Genomic DNA, 15,888 nt, shown 5'->3' with positions numbered 1-15,888 from the left:
TGACCCGGTGCGCTGACGCTCCGTCGGCGACCCAGCGTAGCGTCCGTGATCTTCGCTCTCGCAGTCGATTCCCCTCTTGAGGACAAGGGCAGGCAAGATGGGTCCGTGACCCTCATCGATCAGCTCCCGCCGACCGCCGACCCCGACGCCCTGTACGAAGCCTTCGAGTCGTGGGTGCAGGAGCGCGGCCTCACCCTCTACCCGCACCAGGAGGAGGCGCTGATCGAGGTGGTCTCCGGGGCGAACGTGATCGTCTCGACCCCCACCGGCTCCGGCAAGAGCATGATCGCCGCGGGCGCCCACTTCGCCGCGCTGGCACGGGACGAGGTCACCTTCTACACGGCCCCGATCAAGGCGCTGGTGTCGGAGAAGTTCTTCGAGCTGTGCAAGATCTTCGGCACCGAGAACGTCGGCATGCTCACCGGCGACGCCTCCGTGAACGCCGACGCCCCCGTGATCTGCTGCACCGCCGAGGTGCTGGCGTCGATCGCGCTGCGCGACGGCAAGAACGCGGACATCGGCCAGGTCGTCATGGACGAGTTCCACTTCTACGCGGAGGGCGATCGCGGCTGGGCCTGGCAGATCCCGTTGCTGGAGCTCCCCCAGGCGCAGTTCATCCTGATGTCGGCCACTTTGGGCGATGTGTCGTTCTTCGAGAAGGACCTCAGCCGCCGTACCGGCCGCCCCACTTCGGTGGTCCGTTCGGCGACCCGCCCGGTGCCGCTCTCCTACGAGTACCAGCTCACCCCGCTCACCGAGACCCTCACCGACCTGCTGGAGAGCAGGCAGGCGCCGGTGTACATCGTGCACTTCACGCAGGCGCAGGCCGTGGAGCGGGCACAGGCGCTGATGAGCATCAACATGTGCTCGCGCGAGGAGAAGGACCAGATCGCCGAGCTGATCGGCAACTTCCGCTTCACCACCAAGTTCGGCCGCAACCTCTCCCGTTACGTCCGGCACGGCATCGGCGTCCACCACGCCGGCATGCTGCCCAAGTACCGACGCCTGGTGGAGAAGCTCGCCCAGGCCGGACTGCTGAAGGTCATCTGCGGCACGGACACCCTCGGCGTGGGCGTCAACGTGCCGATCCGCACGGTGCTGTTCACCGCCCTCACGAAATACGACGGCAGCCGGGTGCGCACCCTGCGCGCCCGGGAGTTCCACCAGATCGCGGGCCGGGCCGGCCGGGCCGGCTTCGACACGGCGGGACTGGTCGTGGCACAGGCGCCCGAGCACGTCATCGAGAACGAGAAGGCGCTGGCCAAGGCCGGCGACGACCCGAAGAAGCGGCGCAAGGTGGTGCGCAAGAAGGCGCCGGAGGGCTTTGTCGGCTGGACGGACAACACCTTCCAGAAGCTGATCGATTCGGATCCGGAGCCGCTGACCTCGCGTTTCCGGGTGACGCACACGATGTTGCTGTCGGTGATCGCCCGCCCGGGCAACGCGTTCAAGGCGATGCGTCACCTCCTGGAGGACAATCACGAGCCGCGCAGGCAGCAGCTCAGGCACATCCGCCGGGCCATCGCGATCTACCGCTCGCTGCTCGACGGCGGGATCGTGGAGAAACTCGACAAGCCCGACGCCGAGGGCCGGATCGTCCGCCTCACGGTCGACCTGCAGCAGGACTTCGCACTCAACCAGCCGCTGTCCACGTTCGCGCTCGCCGCGTTCGAACTCCTCGACCCCGAGTCGCCCTCCTACGCCCTCGACATGGTGTCCGTGGTCGAGTCCACCCTGGACGATCCACGGCAGATCCTCGTCGCCCAGCAGAACAAGGCACGCGGCGAGGCCGTGGCCGCGATGAAGGCGGACGGCGTCGAGTACGAGGAGCGCATGGAGCGCCTCCAGGACATCACGTACCCGAAGCCGCTGGAAGAGCTGCTCTTCCACGCGTACAACACCTACCGCAAGAGCCACCCGTGGGTCGGCGACCATCCGCTGTCGCCGAAGTCCGTCATCCGGGACATGTACGAACGGGCGCTGTCCTTCACCGAGTTGGTGTCCTTCTACGAGCTGGCTCGCACCGAGGGCATCGTGCTGCGCTACCTCGCCAGCGCCTACAAGACCCTCGACCACAACATCCCGGACGACCTCAAGTCCGAGGACCTGCAGGATCTGATCGAGTGGCTGGGCGAGATGGTGCGCCAGGTGGACTCCAGCCTGCTGGACGAGTGGGAGCAGCTCGCGAACCCGGAGGAGATGACCGCCGAAGAGGCCCAGGAGAAGGCCGACGAGGTCAAGCCGGTCACCGCCAACGCGCGCGCGTTCCGGGTCCTGGTCCGCAACGCCATGTTCCGCCGTGTGGAGCTGGCCGCCCTGGATCAGGTCGAGGAGCTCGGCAAGCTGGACGCCGAGTCCGGCTGGGACGCAGACGCCTGGGGCGAGGCGATGGACAAGTACTGGGACGAGTACGAGGATCTCGGCACCGGCCCCGACGCCCGCGGCCCCAAGCTGCTGGTCATCAAGGAGGAGCCGGAGAACGGCCTCTGGCGCGTCCGTCAGATCTTCGACGACCCGAACGGCGACCACGACTGGGGCATCAGCGCGGAGATCGACCTCGCGGCCTCGGACGCCGAGGGCCGTGCGGTCGTCCGCGTCACCGAGGTCGGCCAGCTGTAAGCCGTTCGCGACCCGTTGTGAGCCAAGGAGAATCCCACCGATGACGAACCCGGCCGAGAGACTGGTCGACCTGCTCGACCTCGAACAGATCGAGGTCAACATCTTCCGTGGCCGGAGCCCGCAGGAGTCCCTGCAGCGGGTCTTCGGCGGCCAGGTGGCGGGCCAGGCGCTGGTCGCCGCCGGCCGGACCACGGAGGGCGACCGCCCGGTGCACTCCCTGCACGCGTACTTCCTGCGCCCGGGCCGCCCCGGGGTGCCGATCGTGTACCAGGTGGAGCGGGTCCGCGACGGCCGGTCGTTCACCACGCGCCGGGTCACGGCCGTACAGCAGGGGCGCACGATCTTCAATCTGACCGCGTCCTTTCACAAGCCTGAGGAAGGATCGTTCGAGCATCAGCTGCCGCCTGCCCGCGAGGTGCCGCACCCGGAGTCGCTGCCGACGGTCTCCGAGGAGATCCGCAAGCATCTGGGCGCGCTGCCGGAGCAGCTGGAGCGGATGGCGCGCCGCCAGCCCTTCGACATCCGCTATGTCGACCGGCTGCGCTGGAACGCCGAGGAGATCGAGGGCGCCGAGCCGCGCAGCGCGGTGTGGATGCGTGCGGTCGGACCGCTCGGCGACGACCCGCTGGTCCACACATGCGCGCTGACCTACGCCAGCGACATGACCCTCCTGGACGCGGTCCGTATCCCGGTCGAACCCCTGTGGGGTGCGCGGAACTTCGACCTGGCCTCGCTGGATCACGCCATGTGGTTCCACCGGCCGTTCCGCGCGGACGAGTGGTTCCTGTACGACCAGGAGTCGCCGATCGCGGTGGGTGGCCGAGGTCTGGCCCGGGGCCGCATCTACAACTTGGAGGGGCAGCTGATCGTGTCCGTGGTGCAGGAGGGGCTGTTCCGCAAGCTGGGCTGACCTGCGGTTTCACCAATCGTCGACGTTCTTGCCGAGAATGAAGCAGGGGCGTCTAGGCGGGCGCCGACGCCGCTGGGCCGGCTCGCCAGGTTCTGGCGGCGGCCAGCAGGTGCTTGCCGACCAGGATCAGGTGGGGGTTGGTGGGGCTGCCCGGGCGTCGGACCAGGTAGGCGGTGTTGATCCCCGGGTCGTGCGGCTGGTGCAGCAGCTGCAGGACGCCGGAGGCGAGTTCGGTGCGGCACAGCTAGCTGGGCAGGACGCTCCAGCCGGCGCCGGCGGTGACGGCGGTGAGGACGCCGCGCATGTCGGGGATGGTGATCGCGGCCTGGGTGTGCAGGCGGCGGTCGAAGACGTGACGCCAGTAGCGGCGGGCGATGGGCAGGTCCTCGGCGTAGGCGATCAGCGGGAGGCACTCCAGGGCGATGGGCAGCTCCCGGCCCTTGAGCCGTTCGGCCCATGCCGGGGCGGCGACCAGGACGAATACCTCGTCGGCGAGGAGTTCGGCGTGCAGCGTCCGGCCGTGGGGCCGCCGGGTGGCGACGACGAGGTCGTGGCGTCCGGCCCGCAGCTCTTCGAGCAGCGGTTCGGTCAGTCCAATGGCCACCCGTAGCCGTACGCCCTGTGCGACCAGCGGGGCCGGCACCTTGAGGCCGGTGCCGCTCAGGAACTCCGCGGGCCCGGCCAGATGCACCGGCGCCGGGGGGCTGCTCGGCGCCTCGCCGGTAGTTCGACATGGGCGGAACGGTCTTGGGCCGGCCGTCCCGCGAACGTGTGCCCGCGCCGGATGTAATGACAGCGCTGCGAGCATTCCCACACGGCCTGCACCATCTGCTCTCCCACAGCCGGCTGGGACAGTGACGGCCTGGCGACGGCCTCCAGGCATACGTGGCCGAACAACTCGGCCAGACAGACGGCGTGTTGATCCTCGACGACACCGGCTTCGTGAAAAACGGGCACCACTTCCGCGGGGGTGCAGCGCCAGTACTCCGGCACCGCCGGGCGAACGGAGAATCGCCAGCTCGCCCGAGGGATGATCCTGCGCGCCCTGGCCTCCCGGCTCCCCATCGCCTGGGTCACCGCGGATCCCGCCTACGGCCAGGAATCGCATTTCCGGCGCCTCCTCGAAGACCGCGGCCCCTCCTACGTGGTCGCCGTGCCCAAGTCCCAGCCCGTCCATAGCTCGCACATCGACCACCTCCTCGCCGGATGCCGCTGGCGGATCGAGATGTGTCAACCACAGTGCACTCATAAATGGGAACTGGCTGTTTGATCTCCGTCTTGGGCCGGGAGGGGTGGTTCGGTGTCGGTCCAGCGGAGTCGGGTGTACCAGCCGGGCGGGCGGGTGCGTCGCTCGCGGAGTTCGGCGAGTTGGGTGGGTCCGGCGTGGAGGATCCAGCGGTAGGGGCGCCGGGACTCTTTGCGGGCGTTCACCCAGCCGCGGTAGATCCACGAGTAGAGGGTGACTGCAGGCATGTCGAGTTCTGCGGCGAGGTCTTCCAGCCACCATTCATCGCGGCCGGGTTCTTCGCCGGGTGGCGGGGCCGACCGGGTGCGGGCGGGCGGCTGCAGGCAGCCGAGTTCGCGCAGGATCTCCTTGACCGCGGTGGCGCTGATCCGGTTCCCGCGTCCTCGGGCCGGGCGGAAGCCCTCTGCGTGCAGGCGCCGGGCGATCGCCTCGGGGCGGTGTCCCTGTCCGGCCAGCTCGCGGACACGTTCCTTGATCTGCGGGAAGTAGCTGAGCTGTTGCAGGAGGGCGACGGGGCGGGCGGTCTCGTCGGTGGTGGTCTGGCCGCCGGCCCAGGTGATGGTGACGGTGACCCGTTCGCTGGTGCCCAGCACGGTGACGGTGACCTGCTCCACGAGCGCGCGGATGATTTCTTTGCGATCGGTGGTGGTTGTCGTCGGTGCACTCCACAAGCCTTCGATGTCGCCGGCGAGCGCGGTGATGGCCTGCTGCTCGGCGGCAGTGAGGGTGCGCGGACGGGTCAGGGTGAAGCGGTCGTACTCCTCCTGCAGGGTCTGCTGGGCGACAAGGGCCTGTTCCCAGTCCTTTTCTAACTGCCGTACGACCAGGCGGTTCTCGGGCTCGGCAAGGCGGTAACAGCGCCGGGCCCGGTCGACGCTGATCGCAACGCGTTCCAGCCGCTGGGACCAGATCTTCTCGAGCTCGGCCCGTTCGGCCAGGACATGCTCGGCCGCACGTAAAGAGACCTCAAGCGCGGCCGGGGCCAGCGCGGCCAGGACATGGGCGGTCACGAAGGCGTCCACGCAGGCCCCGTTCAGTGCCTGGCAACGGTCGCCGGCCCCGTAGTCGGTCATCTGCCGGGCGCACACGTAGTCGGGGCGGGTGCCGCCCGCCTGCTGGTGATAGCGCACGGTCATGCGCTTGCCGCAGCGACCGCAGCGCACCAGCCCGGCCAGCAGCGCGGGGCCGCTGCGGACCGTGCCGGGGGCCTCGGCCCGGGCAGCGTTGGCCTGAAGCCGAGCCAGGTTGGCCCGGTACTGCTCGACGGTGATGTAGGCGGGCAGGGCGTCGGGGATGAACACCAGCCACTCCTCCTCACCGCGCACCACCCTGCCCGTGGAGGGGCGCCCCGGTTGCTGCCGGCGGTGCTCGACCCTGCGGCGCCCGTAGGCGTAGATCCCGGCATAGACCGGACTGTGCAGCATGCACTGCAGCGTCATCCGGTTCGGCCGCCGCCACTCCAGCTCGCCCTTGTCCGGGCCCCGGCGTAACCTCACGGGCAGTTCGATCCCGTGCTCGACCAGCCAGCGCAGCACCGCATGCAGGGTGCCGAGCTCGGCGAACTTCGTGAAGACCAGCCGCACCACGGTCTGTGCCTGCTCGTCCGGGTCGAGGACCGCCTCGCCGGACGGCCGGCGCACGTAGCCGATCGGCAGCGGCACGGCCAGTTCTCCGCGGCGGGCCTTGCTCACCCGCCCGGTCTGCATGCGCTGCTTGATCAGATGGAGTTCGGCCTCGGCCATCGTCCCCTTCAGTCCCAGCAGCAACCGGTCATTGTGCTCCGCTGGGTCGTAGACCCCGTCGGTGTCCGCCAGCAGCGCACCGGACAGGGCGCACAACTCGATGCGCTGGTACCAGTCCTTCCCCGATCGTGCCAGGCGAGACATCTCGATGCCCAGCACCAGGCCGACATGGTCCAGCCCGATCTCGGTGACCAGGCGCTGGAACCCCGAGCGTGCGACCGCACTCGCCCCGGAACGACCCAGGTCCTCATCGATCACCACCACCCGCGAGGCAGGCCAGCCCAGCGCGACCGCCCTGTCCACCAGCGCGTACTGCAACCGCGTCGACTCCTGATGATCCGCGACCTGCTGCATGCTGGACTGCCGCACATACACGACCGCGAGCCTGGTCAGCTGCCGGTCGCTCACCTTGCTCCCCGACCGCTCTACGGCATCAGCACCGTCATGACCGGTACGCCTCACCGCTCACCGACGGAGCCATGTCCGGCAGAGCCCGGCCCGCCAACACCGCCAGCCATCGCACCGCCAGCAGCCGGTTCACCTCCGGCAGCCCCGCCCACACTTCCGCGCCCAGGCCCTGACTGGTCAGGCTCTGGGGCAGCCGCCCCCTGCGTCGTCCACGACGACTCGCTCTCCTCTTCACCTTGACGAGCCCGCAGCCGCTCGACCACCGCGACCAGCCGCAACAGCCCCTCACGTCCGATTACTGGCACATCACCTACTTGATACCCATTCATAGGTGCAGTGTGCTTGGCAGATTGAGGAGTGCTTCCAGAGCGCGAAGAACGAGTGCGGCCTGGACCAGTACGAAGTCCGCCGCTCTGTGGGCTGGTACCGGCCCATCATGCTCGCCCACGCCGTCCTTGCGGTGATGGCCGTGCAGGAGCACGAAAAGGGGGGGCCCAGACCGACACACCCGACCTCGTGGACCTCACGCCAGCCGAGATCCATCGCCTGCTGGCAGCTGAACCCCGCCGCCGCCCTGCACGCCGCGATCACGCGGTGTGGTTCCACCGGCCGTTCCGTGCGGACGAGTGGTTCCCGTACGACCAGGAGTCGCCCATCGCCATCGGCGGGCGCGGTCTGGCCCGCCGCGGGCGCATCTACGACCCGCTGGGGCGTCTGCTTGTCTCGGTCGTCCAGGAGGGCCTGTTCAGGTCCCTGTAGCGAGCCGTCGGCCGGAGTCTCGACCGGATGGGTTCACACCCGGGCAGTGCGAGGGCTTCTCCGACGTAGCCAAGCCCGCAGGCCGCGGTCGGGGCGCGTCGGGGCCGACTCCCGACGGCGCCCCCTGCGGACCGGGGGCGGCGCGGCCTGCAGCACCACCGGCGTGCGGTGCCACTCGAACGCCCGGGTCACGGGCTCGTCCATCGGCTCGGACGTTGCCGGCAGCGGCTCTCCGTTCGGCCCGGACGCCCCCGCCACCGGCCCGGTCTTCGGCCCAGACGCCCGCGCCGCCGCCTCGGTCTTCGGCTCGGACGGCTCCAGCAGTGGCTCGGGTGCGTGCACTCCGGTCGGCTCTTCGCCGAGGGTCGGCCACGCCCGTGCTGTCGGCTCCGCGCCTCGTGTGACCGTTCGGGCCATGGAGGGGATGGGCCGTGCGGCTGCTCGCGGGGGCGGTGCGGTGCGGCGGGCGGCCGGGCGTGGGGCCGGTGCGAGGGCGCGGGCCTCCTCTAGCACTTGGGCCAGTTCGCTGCGCAACCATGCGATCTCGTCCGCGTCCTGCGCCGTCGTGATCCGCTCGGCGAGGTGCGCGGCAGGCGATCCCGGAGTGCCCTGGCCGGGTGGCGCGGGACGGAACCGGTTCAGAAAGGCACGCTCGTACGGGTCCCTGACGACGTCGGCGATCTCGACAGGTGAGAGGAACGCGGCCACGGCTCCGGCCCGGGCCCACGGCTCGCCGACTTGACGCAGCAGAAACCCGAGGTGGCGTCCTCGCCAGTTTCGGGCGCGCAGGTCCACCCCGGCCTCCAGCTGGCCGCGCAGGTTCTCGGGAGTGCGCCCCTTGAACAGATGCGCGTTCTCGGCGTCCGAGGTGAACGCGCGCAGGTCTTCCGCCAGATAGAGCCAGACCACGACCCTGTAGCGGTTCAGGTACCACTTCACCGGCACGAGCAGGCCCAGTCGGGCGAAGCGGGTGAAGCGGCCGGCCGGGATCTCCATGAGCGCGGCGCCCTCCGTCGTACCCACCACCCGCACGCGATCACGCAGAGTTTTCGGGTGGCCCTCCTGTGCGCGCAGGCGGTCGATCTCCGCGCGCTCCACCCTCCGGCCTCCTCCCCCGCCCTCGTCGGGCACGGTCCGGATGTGGCCGAGGTGGACAGCGAGGTCGAACTCGCCTCGTTTCAGCTCCAGTTCCCGAGCCGCATGGCTCAGGGTGCAGGTCATGGGCCGGGGCGGGCTGGCGGTGCTTGCAGACATGGTCGTACTCCCCCGCGAAGTCCTTGGCTCACGCCCTGTGCGTTCGCCGTGCACACACCGTAGCCAATTCGCCGCCAGTCGTGGCGAGCCTGTGGATAACTCCACGAGGGAAGGAGAATCCGCAGGTCAAGCGTCTTTGATGGGGGTTCGCTCGGGTTGCCTGGCGTCCACGCCGAGATGTTCGCCGACGCGATTGACGAGGAGGGTCATCTCGTAGGCGATCTGACCGATGTCGGCCTCCGCACCGCTGAGCACGCACAGGCAGCTGCCGGTGCCGGCCGCGGTCACGAACAGCACCGCGTCGTCGTACTCGATCATGGTCTGGCGCACTCTGCCCGCGCCGAAGTGGCGCCCCGACCCCTTGGCCAGGCTGTGCAGCCCGGACGCCACGGCGGCCAGATGCTCGGCGTCCTCCCGGCGCAGGCCCGTACTCGCCCCGGTGACCAGTCCGTCGTTCGACAGGACCAACGCGTGCCGCACATGGTCCACCCGCTCGGTCAGATCGTCCAGGAGCCATCCGAGTCCCTGGTTCTGCCCCATCTCCGTCTCCCCGTGTGATCTCCCCCTGGCTGGAGGAACTCTGCGCCAGCCTTCCCCACGACCGGCGTCCGGGCAAGCAAGATGGGCGTATGGCACAGAAGATGACCGACGAGGAATGGCGGGCGTTCGTCTCGAACGGCACCCGGACCGGCAAGCTGTCCACCGTTCGCGCCGATGGGAGCCCTCATGTGGCCCCGATCTGGTTTCTGCTGGACGGGGACGAACTGGTCTTCAACACCGGTAAGGACACCGTAAAGGGGCGCAATCTCGCCCGCGACGGACGGATCGCCCTATGTGTGGACGACGATCGGCCGCCGTTCCACTTCGTGGTGCTGAACGGCAGCGCACGGCTGTCGGAGGACCTGGACGAGGTGCGTCACTGGGCCACCACGATCGCCGCCCGGTACATGGGCGAGGACCGCGCCGAAGAGTACGGCGCCCGCAACGGCGTTCCGGGTGAGCTGCTGGTCCGTGTCACGGTCGACAAGGTGGTGGCCGTGAAGGATCTGGCGGCCTGAGCGCCGGGCTCAGCCGACCGAGTCCAGCAGCCGGGCGGTGTGCATCCGCCCGGCGTACTCGACGAGCCGGATCAGGACTTCCTTGCCGGAGTCCCGGTCGCGCGCGTCGCACAGCACCACGGGGGTGCCACGGTCGAGGTCGAGGGCACGGGAGACGTCGTGGGCACCGTGGGCGCGGGCTCCCGCGAAGCAGTTGACGGCCACCACGAACGGGATGCGCCGGTGCTCGAAGTAGTCGACCGCGGGGAAGCAGTCCTCCAGGCGCCGGGTGTCGGCGAGAACGACGGCGCCGAGGGCGCCTTGGGACAACTCGTCCCACAGGAACCAGAAGCGGTCCTGTCCCGGGGTGCCGAAGAGGTACAGGGACAGGCCTGAGCGGATGGTGATGCGGCCGAAGTCCATGGCGACAGTGGTGGTGACCTTCTGGTCCACGCCGTCGGTGTCGTCCACCAGCTGCCCTGCCTCGCTGAGGAGTTCCTCGGTGCGCAGCGGCCGGATCTCGCTGACGGCGCCGACCAGGGTCGTCTTGCCGACGCCGAACCCGCCGGCGACCAGTATCTTCAGTGCCAGGGCGGAGGTGTCGTCGACGGCTTCGGAGTGCTCGGTGACCATGATCACTTCTCTCGGGAGGGCCGGCTGCGGTCGGCGTCCGCCTGACGCGGGGATGAAGGCAGCATCATGACAACGGGGCCGTTTCTCGGGGCGGTTGGACCGAAACGCACCTGATGTGACCGACTCGGACCCGGTCGGCGGCGCAGTGCGCACGGATCGGGATCCCACGCGCTCGGATCGGCGGACGACGCGTACGGACCAGGATGCGACGCGTACGGATCGGCGCATGGAGCCGCACGCGGCGCGGTGCACGGCGAGTTCTGAACGTTCATCTACAGCGCTCGCAATCCCTCGATGACCTCGCGCAGAATCCGTTCGTCGGGCAGCTGCGCCGGGGGCACGGGGCGGCTGATGACCACGCAGCCCAGTTCCAGGAGGTCGCCGAGCAGCACCCTGACCACGCCGACGGGGAGGTCCGCGTCCGCCGCGAGTTCGGCGACGGACTGTGTCTCGGTACGGCACAGCTCGATCAGGGTCCGGTGTTCGGGGCCGAACGCGGTGTCGCCGTCGAGCGCCGGCGCCGCGGGGTCGAGGGTGACGAGGGCGATCAGGTCGAAGCGCACCCCCGTGGGTCCCGGCTGGGTGCGCCCGCCCGTCATCGCGTAGGGGCGCACCAGTGGTCCGGCCTCGCCGTCGTACCACTGGCTGCCCGGCTCCCGCAGGCCGCCGGTCCGGTTCTCGGTCATCGGTGCCGCCTTTTCGGGGTCATCCGGCGGCCGGCGGCTGCGCGGTGACGCGCGGTGCTGTGTAGAGGTGTTCGCCGACCCTTTTGACCAGGCGTGCCATCTCGTAGGCGACCAGTCCGATGTCGGCGGTGACGGCGGTGAGGACGGCGAGGCAGGAGCCGTCGCCGGCGGCGGCCACGAAGAGGAACGCGTCGTCCATCTCGACCATGGTCTGCCGCACGCCACCCGCTCCGAAGTGCCGTCCCGCGCCCTTGGCGAGACTGTTGAAGCCGGAGGCAACGGCGGCGAGATGTTCGGCGTCCTCCCGGGCGAGGCCGGTGGAGGCGCCGACGGCCAGACCGTCGTTGGAGAGCACGACGGCGTGCCGCACCTCGTTCACGCGCATCACCAGGTCGTCGAGCAGCCAGTCCAGTTCGCCGGAGCCCTGGCCGGCGGCCCTCGTGTTCGGGTCCTGGATCATGCCGGGTCTCCTTCGCTGCTGTCTCTGCCCGTTTCGGGTTGCGGGGCGCTGCCGCGACCGGGCTGTCTGCCGCCGCCGCGCGCCCAGCCGTCGCGGTAGGCCGTCATGCGGTCCCGTACCAGTTCGGGGGTGCGCCGTTCGTCGTCGTGCCGTGCGGTCTCCAACGACGGTGCTTCGGGGCGTTGTTGCCGGAGTTGGGGAGCGAGGCTTGCCTGGCGCACGCGGCGTGGGAGGTCGTCGGTGGTCTCGGAGTCCTGGGGCGGTCGGTGCAGCCTCAAGGCGGTGACTCCGGGGGGCGGGGTTTCGTCGAAGGTCGCCTGCCGAGCCGATTCCTCCGCGGCGCCGTGCGGGCTGGGAGCGGTGGCGGCGAGGGCGGGCCGGTCCGAGCGGGCGACGACGGATTCCTGGCGCGGGCTCGTGCCGGGCACACGCGCGTACTCGCGTTCCGGCTCGTGACGGGCTTGCTCGCCTTGATGGGAGGCGCGTTCCGCCACACCGCTGTGCAGCAGGGCGGTGGGCAGCAGGACGACGGCGGTGGTGCCTCCGTAGGGGGAGGGCCGCAGATGCACCTTGACGGCGTGCCGTGAGGCGAGCCGGCTGACCACGAAGAGGCCGAGCCGGTCGCTGTCGAACAGGTCGAGGGCCTCGGACTGTTCGATGCGGCGATTGGCCTTGGCGAGAGTCTCGGCGCCCATGCCGAGTCCACGGTCCTCGATCTCCAGGGCGTAGCCGTTGCCGACGGGTTCGCCGGTGACGCGCACGCGCGTGTGCGGCGGTGAGAACTGGGCGGCGTTCTCGATGAGTTCGGCGAGCAGGTGGGTGAGGTCGGCGACGGCGGCGCCGATGACATGGGCTTCGGGGAGCTGGCGCACCTCCACGCGCGCGTAGTCCTCGACTTCCGACACGGCGGCCCGTACGACGTTCGTCAAAGACACCGGCACACGCCAGGCCCGGCCGGGTGCGGCGCCGGAGAGGATGATCAGGCTCTCGGCGTGCCGTCGCATACGTGTGGTGAGGTGGTCCAGGCGGAACAGGTCGCTCAGCTCGTCGGGATCGTCCGAACGGCGCTCCATGCTGTCCAGGAGGCTGAGTTGGCGATGGACCAGCACCTGGCTGCGGCGGGCCAGGTTGACGAAGACACCGGAGATTCCGCTGGCGAGTTCGGCGCGCTCCACGGCGGCGCGCAGGGCCGCGCGGTGGACCGTGGTCAGGGCTTCCGCGACCTGACCTGTCTCGTCCTCGGCGGGTGGTCCGGCGGGCGCCTCCGCCTGGATGTCGATCTCCTCGCCCGCGCGCAGTCTGCGTATCGCTTCGGGGAGTTTGCGGCGTGCGATCTCGAGGGCGTCGTTGCGCAGGCTCACGAGTTCGACGACGAGTGCGCGTCCGATGCGTACGGAGATGACGAGTGAGGCGGCGACCGCGGCGAGGCCGAGGAGCACAGCGGCACCGGCGGGGCTGAGCAGGCCGCGCGTGACCGGGTCGGCGCGGCCGGCGACAACGCGGCTCGTGTCTGTCGCGATGTCCCGCATGCCGTCCTGCACGCGCGCGTGGGCTGCGTCCCAGGCAGCCTGCGGTGCCGCGGTGGCCGGCTTGGCGCCGGGACCGGCGGCGAGGATCTTGTCCTCGGCGCCGCCGAGGGCGGTGTAGGAATCGCTTTCCGCGAGGTGCTGCCACGCGGCGCGCTGAGCGGCGGGCAGATCGGAGACGGCGGCCTCGGTGAGGGTACGGCGTGCGGCGACGGCAGCACCGAACAGCCGTAGCCGCTCGCCCTGCTGCTGCCCGGCAGCCCGCGCACCGCCGAGAACGGTGTCCTCCTGGGCCAGCGCCTCGGCGGCCCGGCTGAATTCGAGCAGCACGCGCGCGTCGGAGCCGACGTCGGCCTGCTGAATGCCGGTGAGGGCGCCGTCCACGGCGAAGGCCGCGCCGATGGTCTTCGTGTACTGCGCGTACACCGTGTCCCAGCCGGCCTTGTGGTCGAGTACGGCCGTACGCAGTGCGCGCAGGCGCTCGGCACCGGAGACGAAGGTGTCGAGGCGCCCGGAGACACCGGCGGGCAGTTCCTCCGTGTCGGCGACGGTGTTGTCGCGGCCGAGCCGCAGTTTGGCCACGGCCCCGTCGGTGCGGGCGGCCAGGCTCTGGACGTCGCTGCCGTCGTCGGCGCCCGGCGCGGTCGCGTACCGCACGGCTGCGGTGCGCTCGGCCTGGAGGGCGGCGACGGCCGTGGCCACCGGGGTGCGCAGTTCGGCGTCGATGCGCTGGGACTGCCGCAGCCGGGCGACGTCCTGGGCGGTGGTGACGGTGGCGTACGCCCACAGGGCGAGCAGCGAGACGACCGGCACCATCAGCAGGCTGACCACCTTGGCGCGCACGGTGCGGGGGCGCAGGTGCCGGCGATTCGCACGCGTGCGTGCCTTGGCCGGTGGTGTGCCGAGCGGGCGGTCGGTTCCCTCGGCTGCGGGCGGTCCGGCGTGTGCGCGGCGGCCGCGCGGCGGGCGCGCCGGAGTGCCGGCTTTCGGGGTAGCACGGGGTGGGCGCATGGCCTCCTCGCTCGGTGAGTGGAATGGGCTCGCTCGGGACGTGGGTCGGGGCGCTCGGCCCATGCTCCCGCTAGCGGGCGAAGCTCTCGACGGGCCGCTGGGCGGAGGCGGAGGCCTCGCGCTCGTCGGCCGTGGGCGAGAGGGCGACGAAGGCCGAGGTGATGAAGAGATAGGACCCGAGGCCGACGGCGAGGGGGAAGATGAACTGCATCGCCGTGGCCCCGGGAAGGGTTTGGCCGGACGGGTCCACATGCACGCTCACCGCGAACATCCCGGTGTAGTGCATGCTGCTGACGGCCGCTCCCATGACGAGGGAGGCGACGGTGACCGCGCGCGGCGACTTGATGTTGAGGCCCGCCCACAGCGCCGCGGTCGCCGCGACGACGGCGATCAGCACCGACACACCGACGAGGACGGGGTCGTAACTGATGTCGCCGTGCAGCCGGACGGCCGCCATGCCCAGGTAGTGCATGCTGGCGACGCCCAGTCCGGTGGTGAGGCCGCCGAGGAGGAGCGCCCGGTTGCGGTCCCGGCTGTAGCCGACCGCGAAGACGCCGACGCAGACGACGACCACGGCGATGAGAAGGCTGAGGATGGTCAGCGGCACGTTGTAGCGGATGTCGGTGCCGCTGACACGGAAGCCGAGCATGGCCACGAAGTGCATGGTCCAGATGCCCGTTCCGATCGCGGAGGCCGCGGTGACGAGCCAATTGCGGCGCGAACGGCCGGTGGTGGCGAGCGCGCGGACGGTGCAGCGCAGTCCGAGCGCGGCGCCTATACAGGCCATGACGTATGACAGCACGGGGGTCAGCCAGCCGAAGGCTGCGTGGTCCAGGTGTCCCATGGCCAAAGGACGCTAGGGGGGCACGGGCGCGCGAAGGGGGCGCATTTCGAAAGCTGTTGGAATATGACAGACGGATGCGACGGAACGATCGAGTCCGGCTCGAACATGTGCGCCTACGTATCCCCCGCGACGGTGAGGAATCATGCCGAGCATGAGCGATGACCACACACATGTGCAGGATTTCTTCACCGCCCGAGCGGCCGACTGGGACAGCCGGTTCCCGGACGACGGTCCCGCCTACGCGGCAGCCGTCGCCGATCTCGAACTGCGGCCGGGCGACCGGGTGCTGGACGCGGGCTGCGGCACGGGACGCGCCCTGCCACCGCTGCGGGCCGCCGTGGGCCCGTCCGGGGTGGTGCTGGGCGCCGATCTGACCCCGGCGATGCTCGAGGCCGCCGTGCGGGCGGGCCGGGACCGGGACGGCCGGCTGCTGCGCGCGGACGTCGCCGCGCTGCCGTTCATGTCCAAGTCCCTGGACGCCGTGTTCGCGGCCGGCCTGATCGCCCATCTGCCGCGTCCGGAGGCGAACCTGCGGGAGCTCGCCCGTGTGGTGCGTCCCGGTGGCACGCTCGCGGTGTTCCATCCCATCGGGCGCGCGGCCCTGGCGGCACGTCAGGGCCGGCAGATCACCCCCGGCGATCTGCGCGCCGAGGCCAACCTCGCCCCGCTGCTGATCCGTTCGGGGTGGAGCATGACGTCGTACGTCGACGAGGACAACCGCTTTCTCGCGCTCGCCACGTGCGCGAACTGACC

The 15,888-nt window shown here is 70.4% G+C and carries 11 protein-coding genes and 5 pseudogenes; 7 read left to right on the top strand and 9 right to left on the bottom strand.

Going from position 1 to position 15,888, the window contains the following annotated elements; all coding sequences use genetic code 11:
- Positions 1 to 105: 105 nt before the first annotated feature.
- Together AB5L52_RS37910 and AB5L52_RS37905 are read left to right on the top strand one after the other, a co-directional pair.
- Positions 106 to 2,619, top strand: coding sequence for a DEAD/DEAH box helicase (locus AB5L52_RS37910; protein ID WP_369367906.1), 2,514 nt, complete (start codon positions 106 to 108; stop codon positions 2,617 to 2,619).
- 40 nt (positions 2,620 to 2,659) lie between these two features.
- Positions 2,660 to 3,529, top strand: coding sequence for an acyl-CoA thioesterase II (locus AB5L52_RS37905; RefSeq protein WP_351020053.1), 870 nt, complete (start codon positions 2,660 to 2,662; stop codon positions 3,527 to 3,529).
- Positions 3,530 to 3,581: 52 nt separating this feature from the next.
- Here AB5L52_RS37905 and AB5L52_RS37900 read toward each other — a convergent pair.
- A pseudogene (locus AB5L52_RS37900) lies at positions 3,582 to 4,223 on the bottom strand (substrate-binding domain-containing protein); the annotation flags it as partial.
- A gap of 173 nt (positions 4,224 to 4,396) precedes the next feature.
- On the opposite strand from AB5L52_RS37900, the pseudogene AB5L52_RS37895 reads away from it, so the two are divergent.
- Positions 4,397 to 4,682: pseudogene (locus AB5L52_RS37895) on the top strand (transposase); the annotation flags it as partial.
- Between the two features lie 92 nt (positions 4,683 to 4,774).
- Here AB5L52_RS37895 and AB5L52_RS37890 read toward each other — a convergent pair.
- Entirely contained in the window at positions 4,775 to 6,925 is a 2,151-nt protein-coding gene (locus AB5L52_RS37890; protein WP_369367905.1) for a recombinase family protein, read from the bottom strand.
- A 343-nt stretch (positions 6,926 to 7,268) separates the two neighbouring features.
- On the opposite strand from AB5L52_RS37890, the pseudogene AB5L52_RS37885 reads away from it, so the two are divergent.
- Together AB5L52_RS37885 and AB5L52_RS37880 are read left to right on the top strand one after the other, a co-directional pair.
- A pseudogene (locus AB5L52_RS37885) lies at positions 7,269 to 7,391 on the top strand (IS701 family transposase); the annotation flags it as partial.
- Between the two features lie 119 nt (positions 7,392 to 7,510).
- Positions 7,511 to 7,684, top strand: a pseudogene (locus AB5L52_RS37880) (acyl-CoA thioesterase II); the annotation flags it as partial.
- Positions 7,685 to 8,152: 468 nt separating this feature from the next.
- On the opposite strand, the pseudogene AB5L52_RS37875 reads toward AB5L52_RS37880, so the two are convergent.
- Both AB5L52_RS37875 and AB5L52_RS37870 read right to left on the bottom strand, forming a co-directional pair.
- Positions 8,153 to 8,938 (bottom strand): annotated as a pseudogene (locus AB5L52_RS37875) (DUF6397 family protein); the annotation flags it as partial.
- A gap of 126 nt (positions 8,939 to 9,064) precedes the next feature.
- On the bottom strand, positions 9,065 to 9,478 hold the full coding sequence (locus AB5L52_RS37870; RefSeq protein WP_023552660.1) for a roadblock/LC7 domain-containing protein: 414 nt from the start codon (positions 9,476 to 9,478) through the stop codon (positions 9,065 to 9,067).
- Between the two features lie 89 nt (positions 9,479 to 9,567).
- Here AB5L52_RS37870 and AB5L52_RS37865 point away from each other — a divergent pair, with 89 nt between their 5' ends.
- Complete coding sequence (locus AB5L52_RS37865) at positions 9,568 to 9,996, top strand: PPOX class F420-dependent oxidoreductase (RefSeq protein ID WP_369367904.1); 429 nt, start codon at positions 9,568 to 9,570, stop codon at positions 9,994 to 9,996.
- 9 nt (positions 9,997 to 10,005) lie between these two features.
- Here the strand turns inward: AB5L52_RS37865 and AB5L52_RS37860 are convergent, their stop codons facing one another.
- The 5 genes from AB5L52_RS37860 to AB5L52_RS37840 form a co-directional block, all read right to left on the bottom strand.
- Positions 10,006 to 10,608, bottom strand: a complete 603-nt coding sequence (locus tag AB5L52_RS37860) for an ATP/GTP-binding protein (RefSeq protein ID WP_351020049.1) — start codon at positions 10,606 to 10,608, stop codon at positions 10,006 to 10,008.
- A 272-nt stretch (positions 10,609 to 10,880) separates the two neighbouring features.
- Positions 10,881 to 11,294, bottom strand: coding sequence for a DUF742 domain-containing protein (locus tag AB5L52_RS37855; protein ID WP_351020047.1), 414 nt, complete (start codon positions 11,292 to 11,294; stop codon positions 10,881 to 10,883).
- 19 nt (positions 11,295 to 11,313) lie between these two features.
- Positions 11,314 to 11,754 (bottom strand): roadblock/LC7 domain-containing protein, encoded by a 441-nt coding sequence (locus AB5L52_RS37850; RefSeq protein ID WP_351020045.1) that lies wholly within the window; start codon positions 11,752 to 11,754, stop codon positions 11,314 to 11,316.
- On the bottom strand, positions 11,751 to 14,291 hold the full coding sequence (locus tag AB5L52_RS37845; protein WP_369367903.1) for a nitrate- and nitrite sensing domain-containing protein: 2,541 nt from the start codon (positions 14,289 to 14,291) through the stop codon (positions 11,751 to 11,753). Before AB5L52_RS37845 ends, AB5L52_RS37850 begins: the two co-directional genes overlap by 4 nt.
- Positions 14,292 to 14,361: 70 nt before the next feature.
- On the bottom strand, positions 14,362 to 15,135 hold the full coding sequence (locus AB5L52_RS37840; RefSeq protein WP_369367902.1) for an MHYT domain-containing protein: 774 nt from the start codon (positions 15,133 to 15,135) through the stop codon (positions 14,362 to 14,364).
- 151 nt (positions 15,136 to 15,286) lie between these two features.
- Between AB5L52_RS37840 and AB5L52_RS37835 the strand changes: the two genes are divergently transcribed.
- Complete coding sequence (locus AB5L52_RS37835) at positions 15,287 to 15,886, top strand: class I SAM-dependent methyltransferase (RefSeq protein WP_369367901.1); 600 nt, start codon at positions 15,287 to 15,289, stop codon at positions 15,884 to 15,886.
- Positions 15,887 to 15,888: the final 2 nt, after the last annotated feature.

This window comes from Streptomyces sp. CG4, assembly GCF_041080655.1.
In the GTDB taxonomy this organism is placed as follows: Bacteria; Actinomycetota; Actinomycetes; order Streptomycetales; family Streptomycetaceae; genus Streptomyces.
Note: the sequence above shows the minus strand (reverse complement) of the source record. Positions and strands in the feature narration are given on the sequence as shown.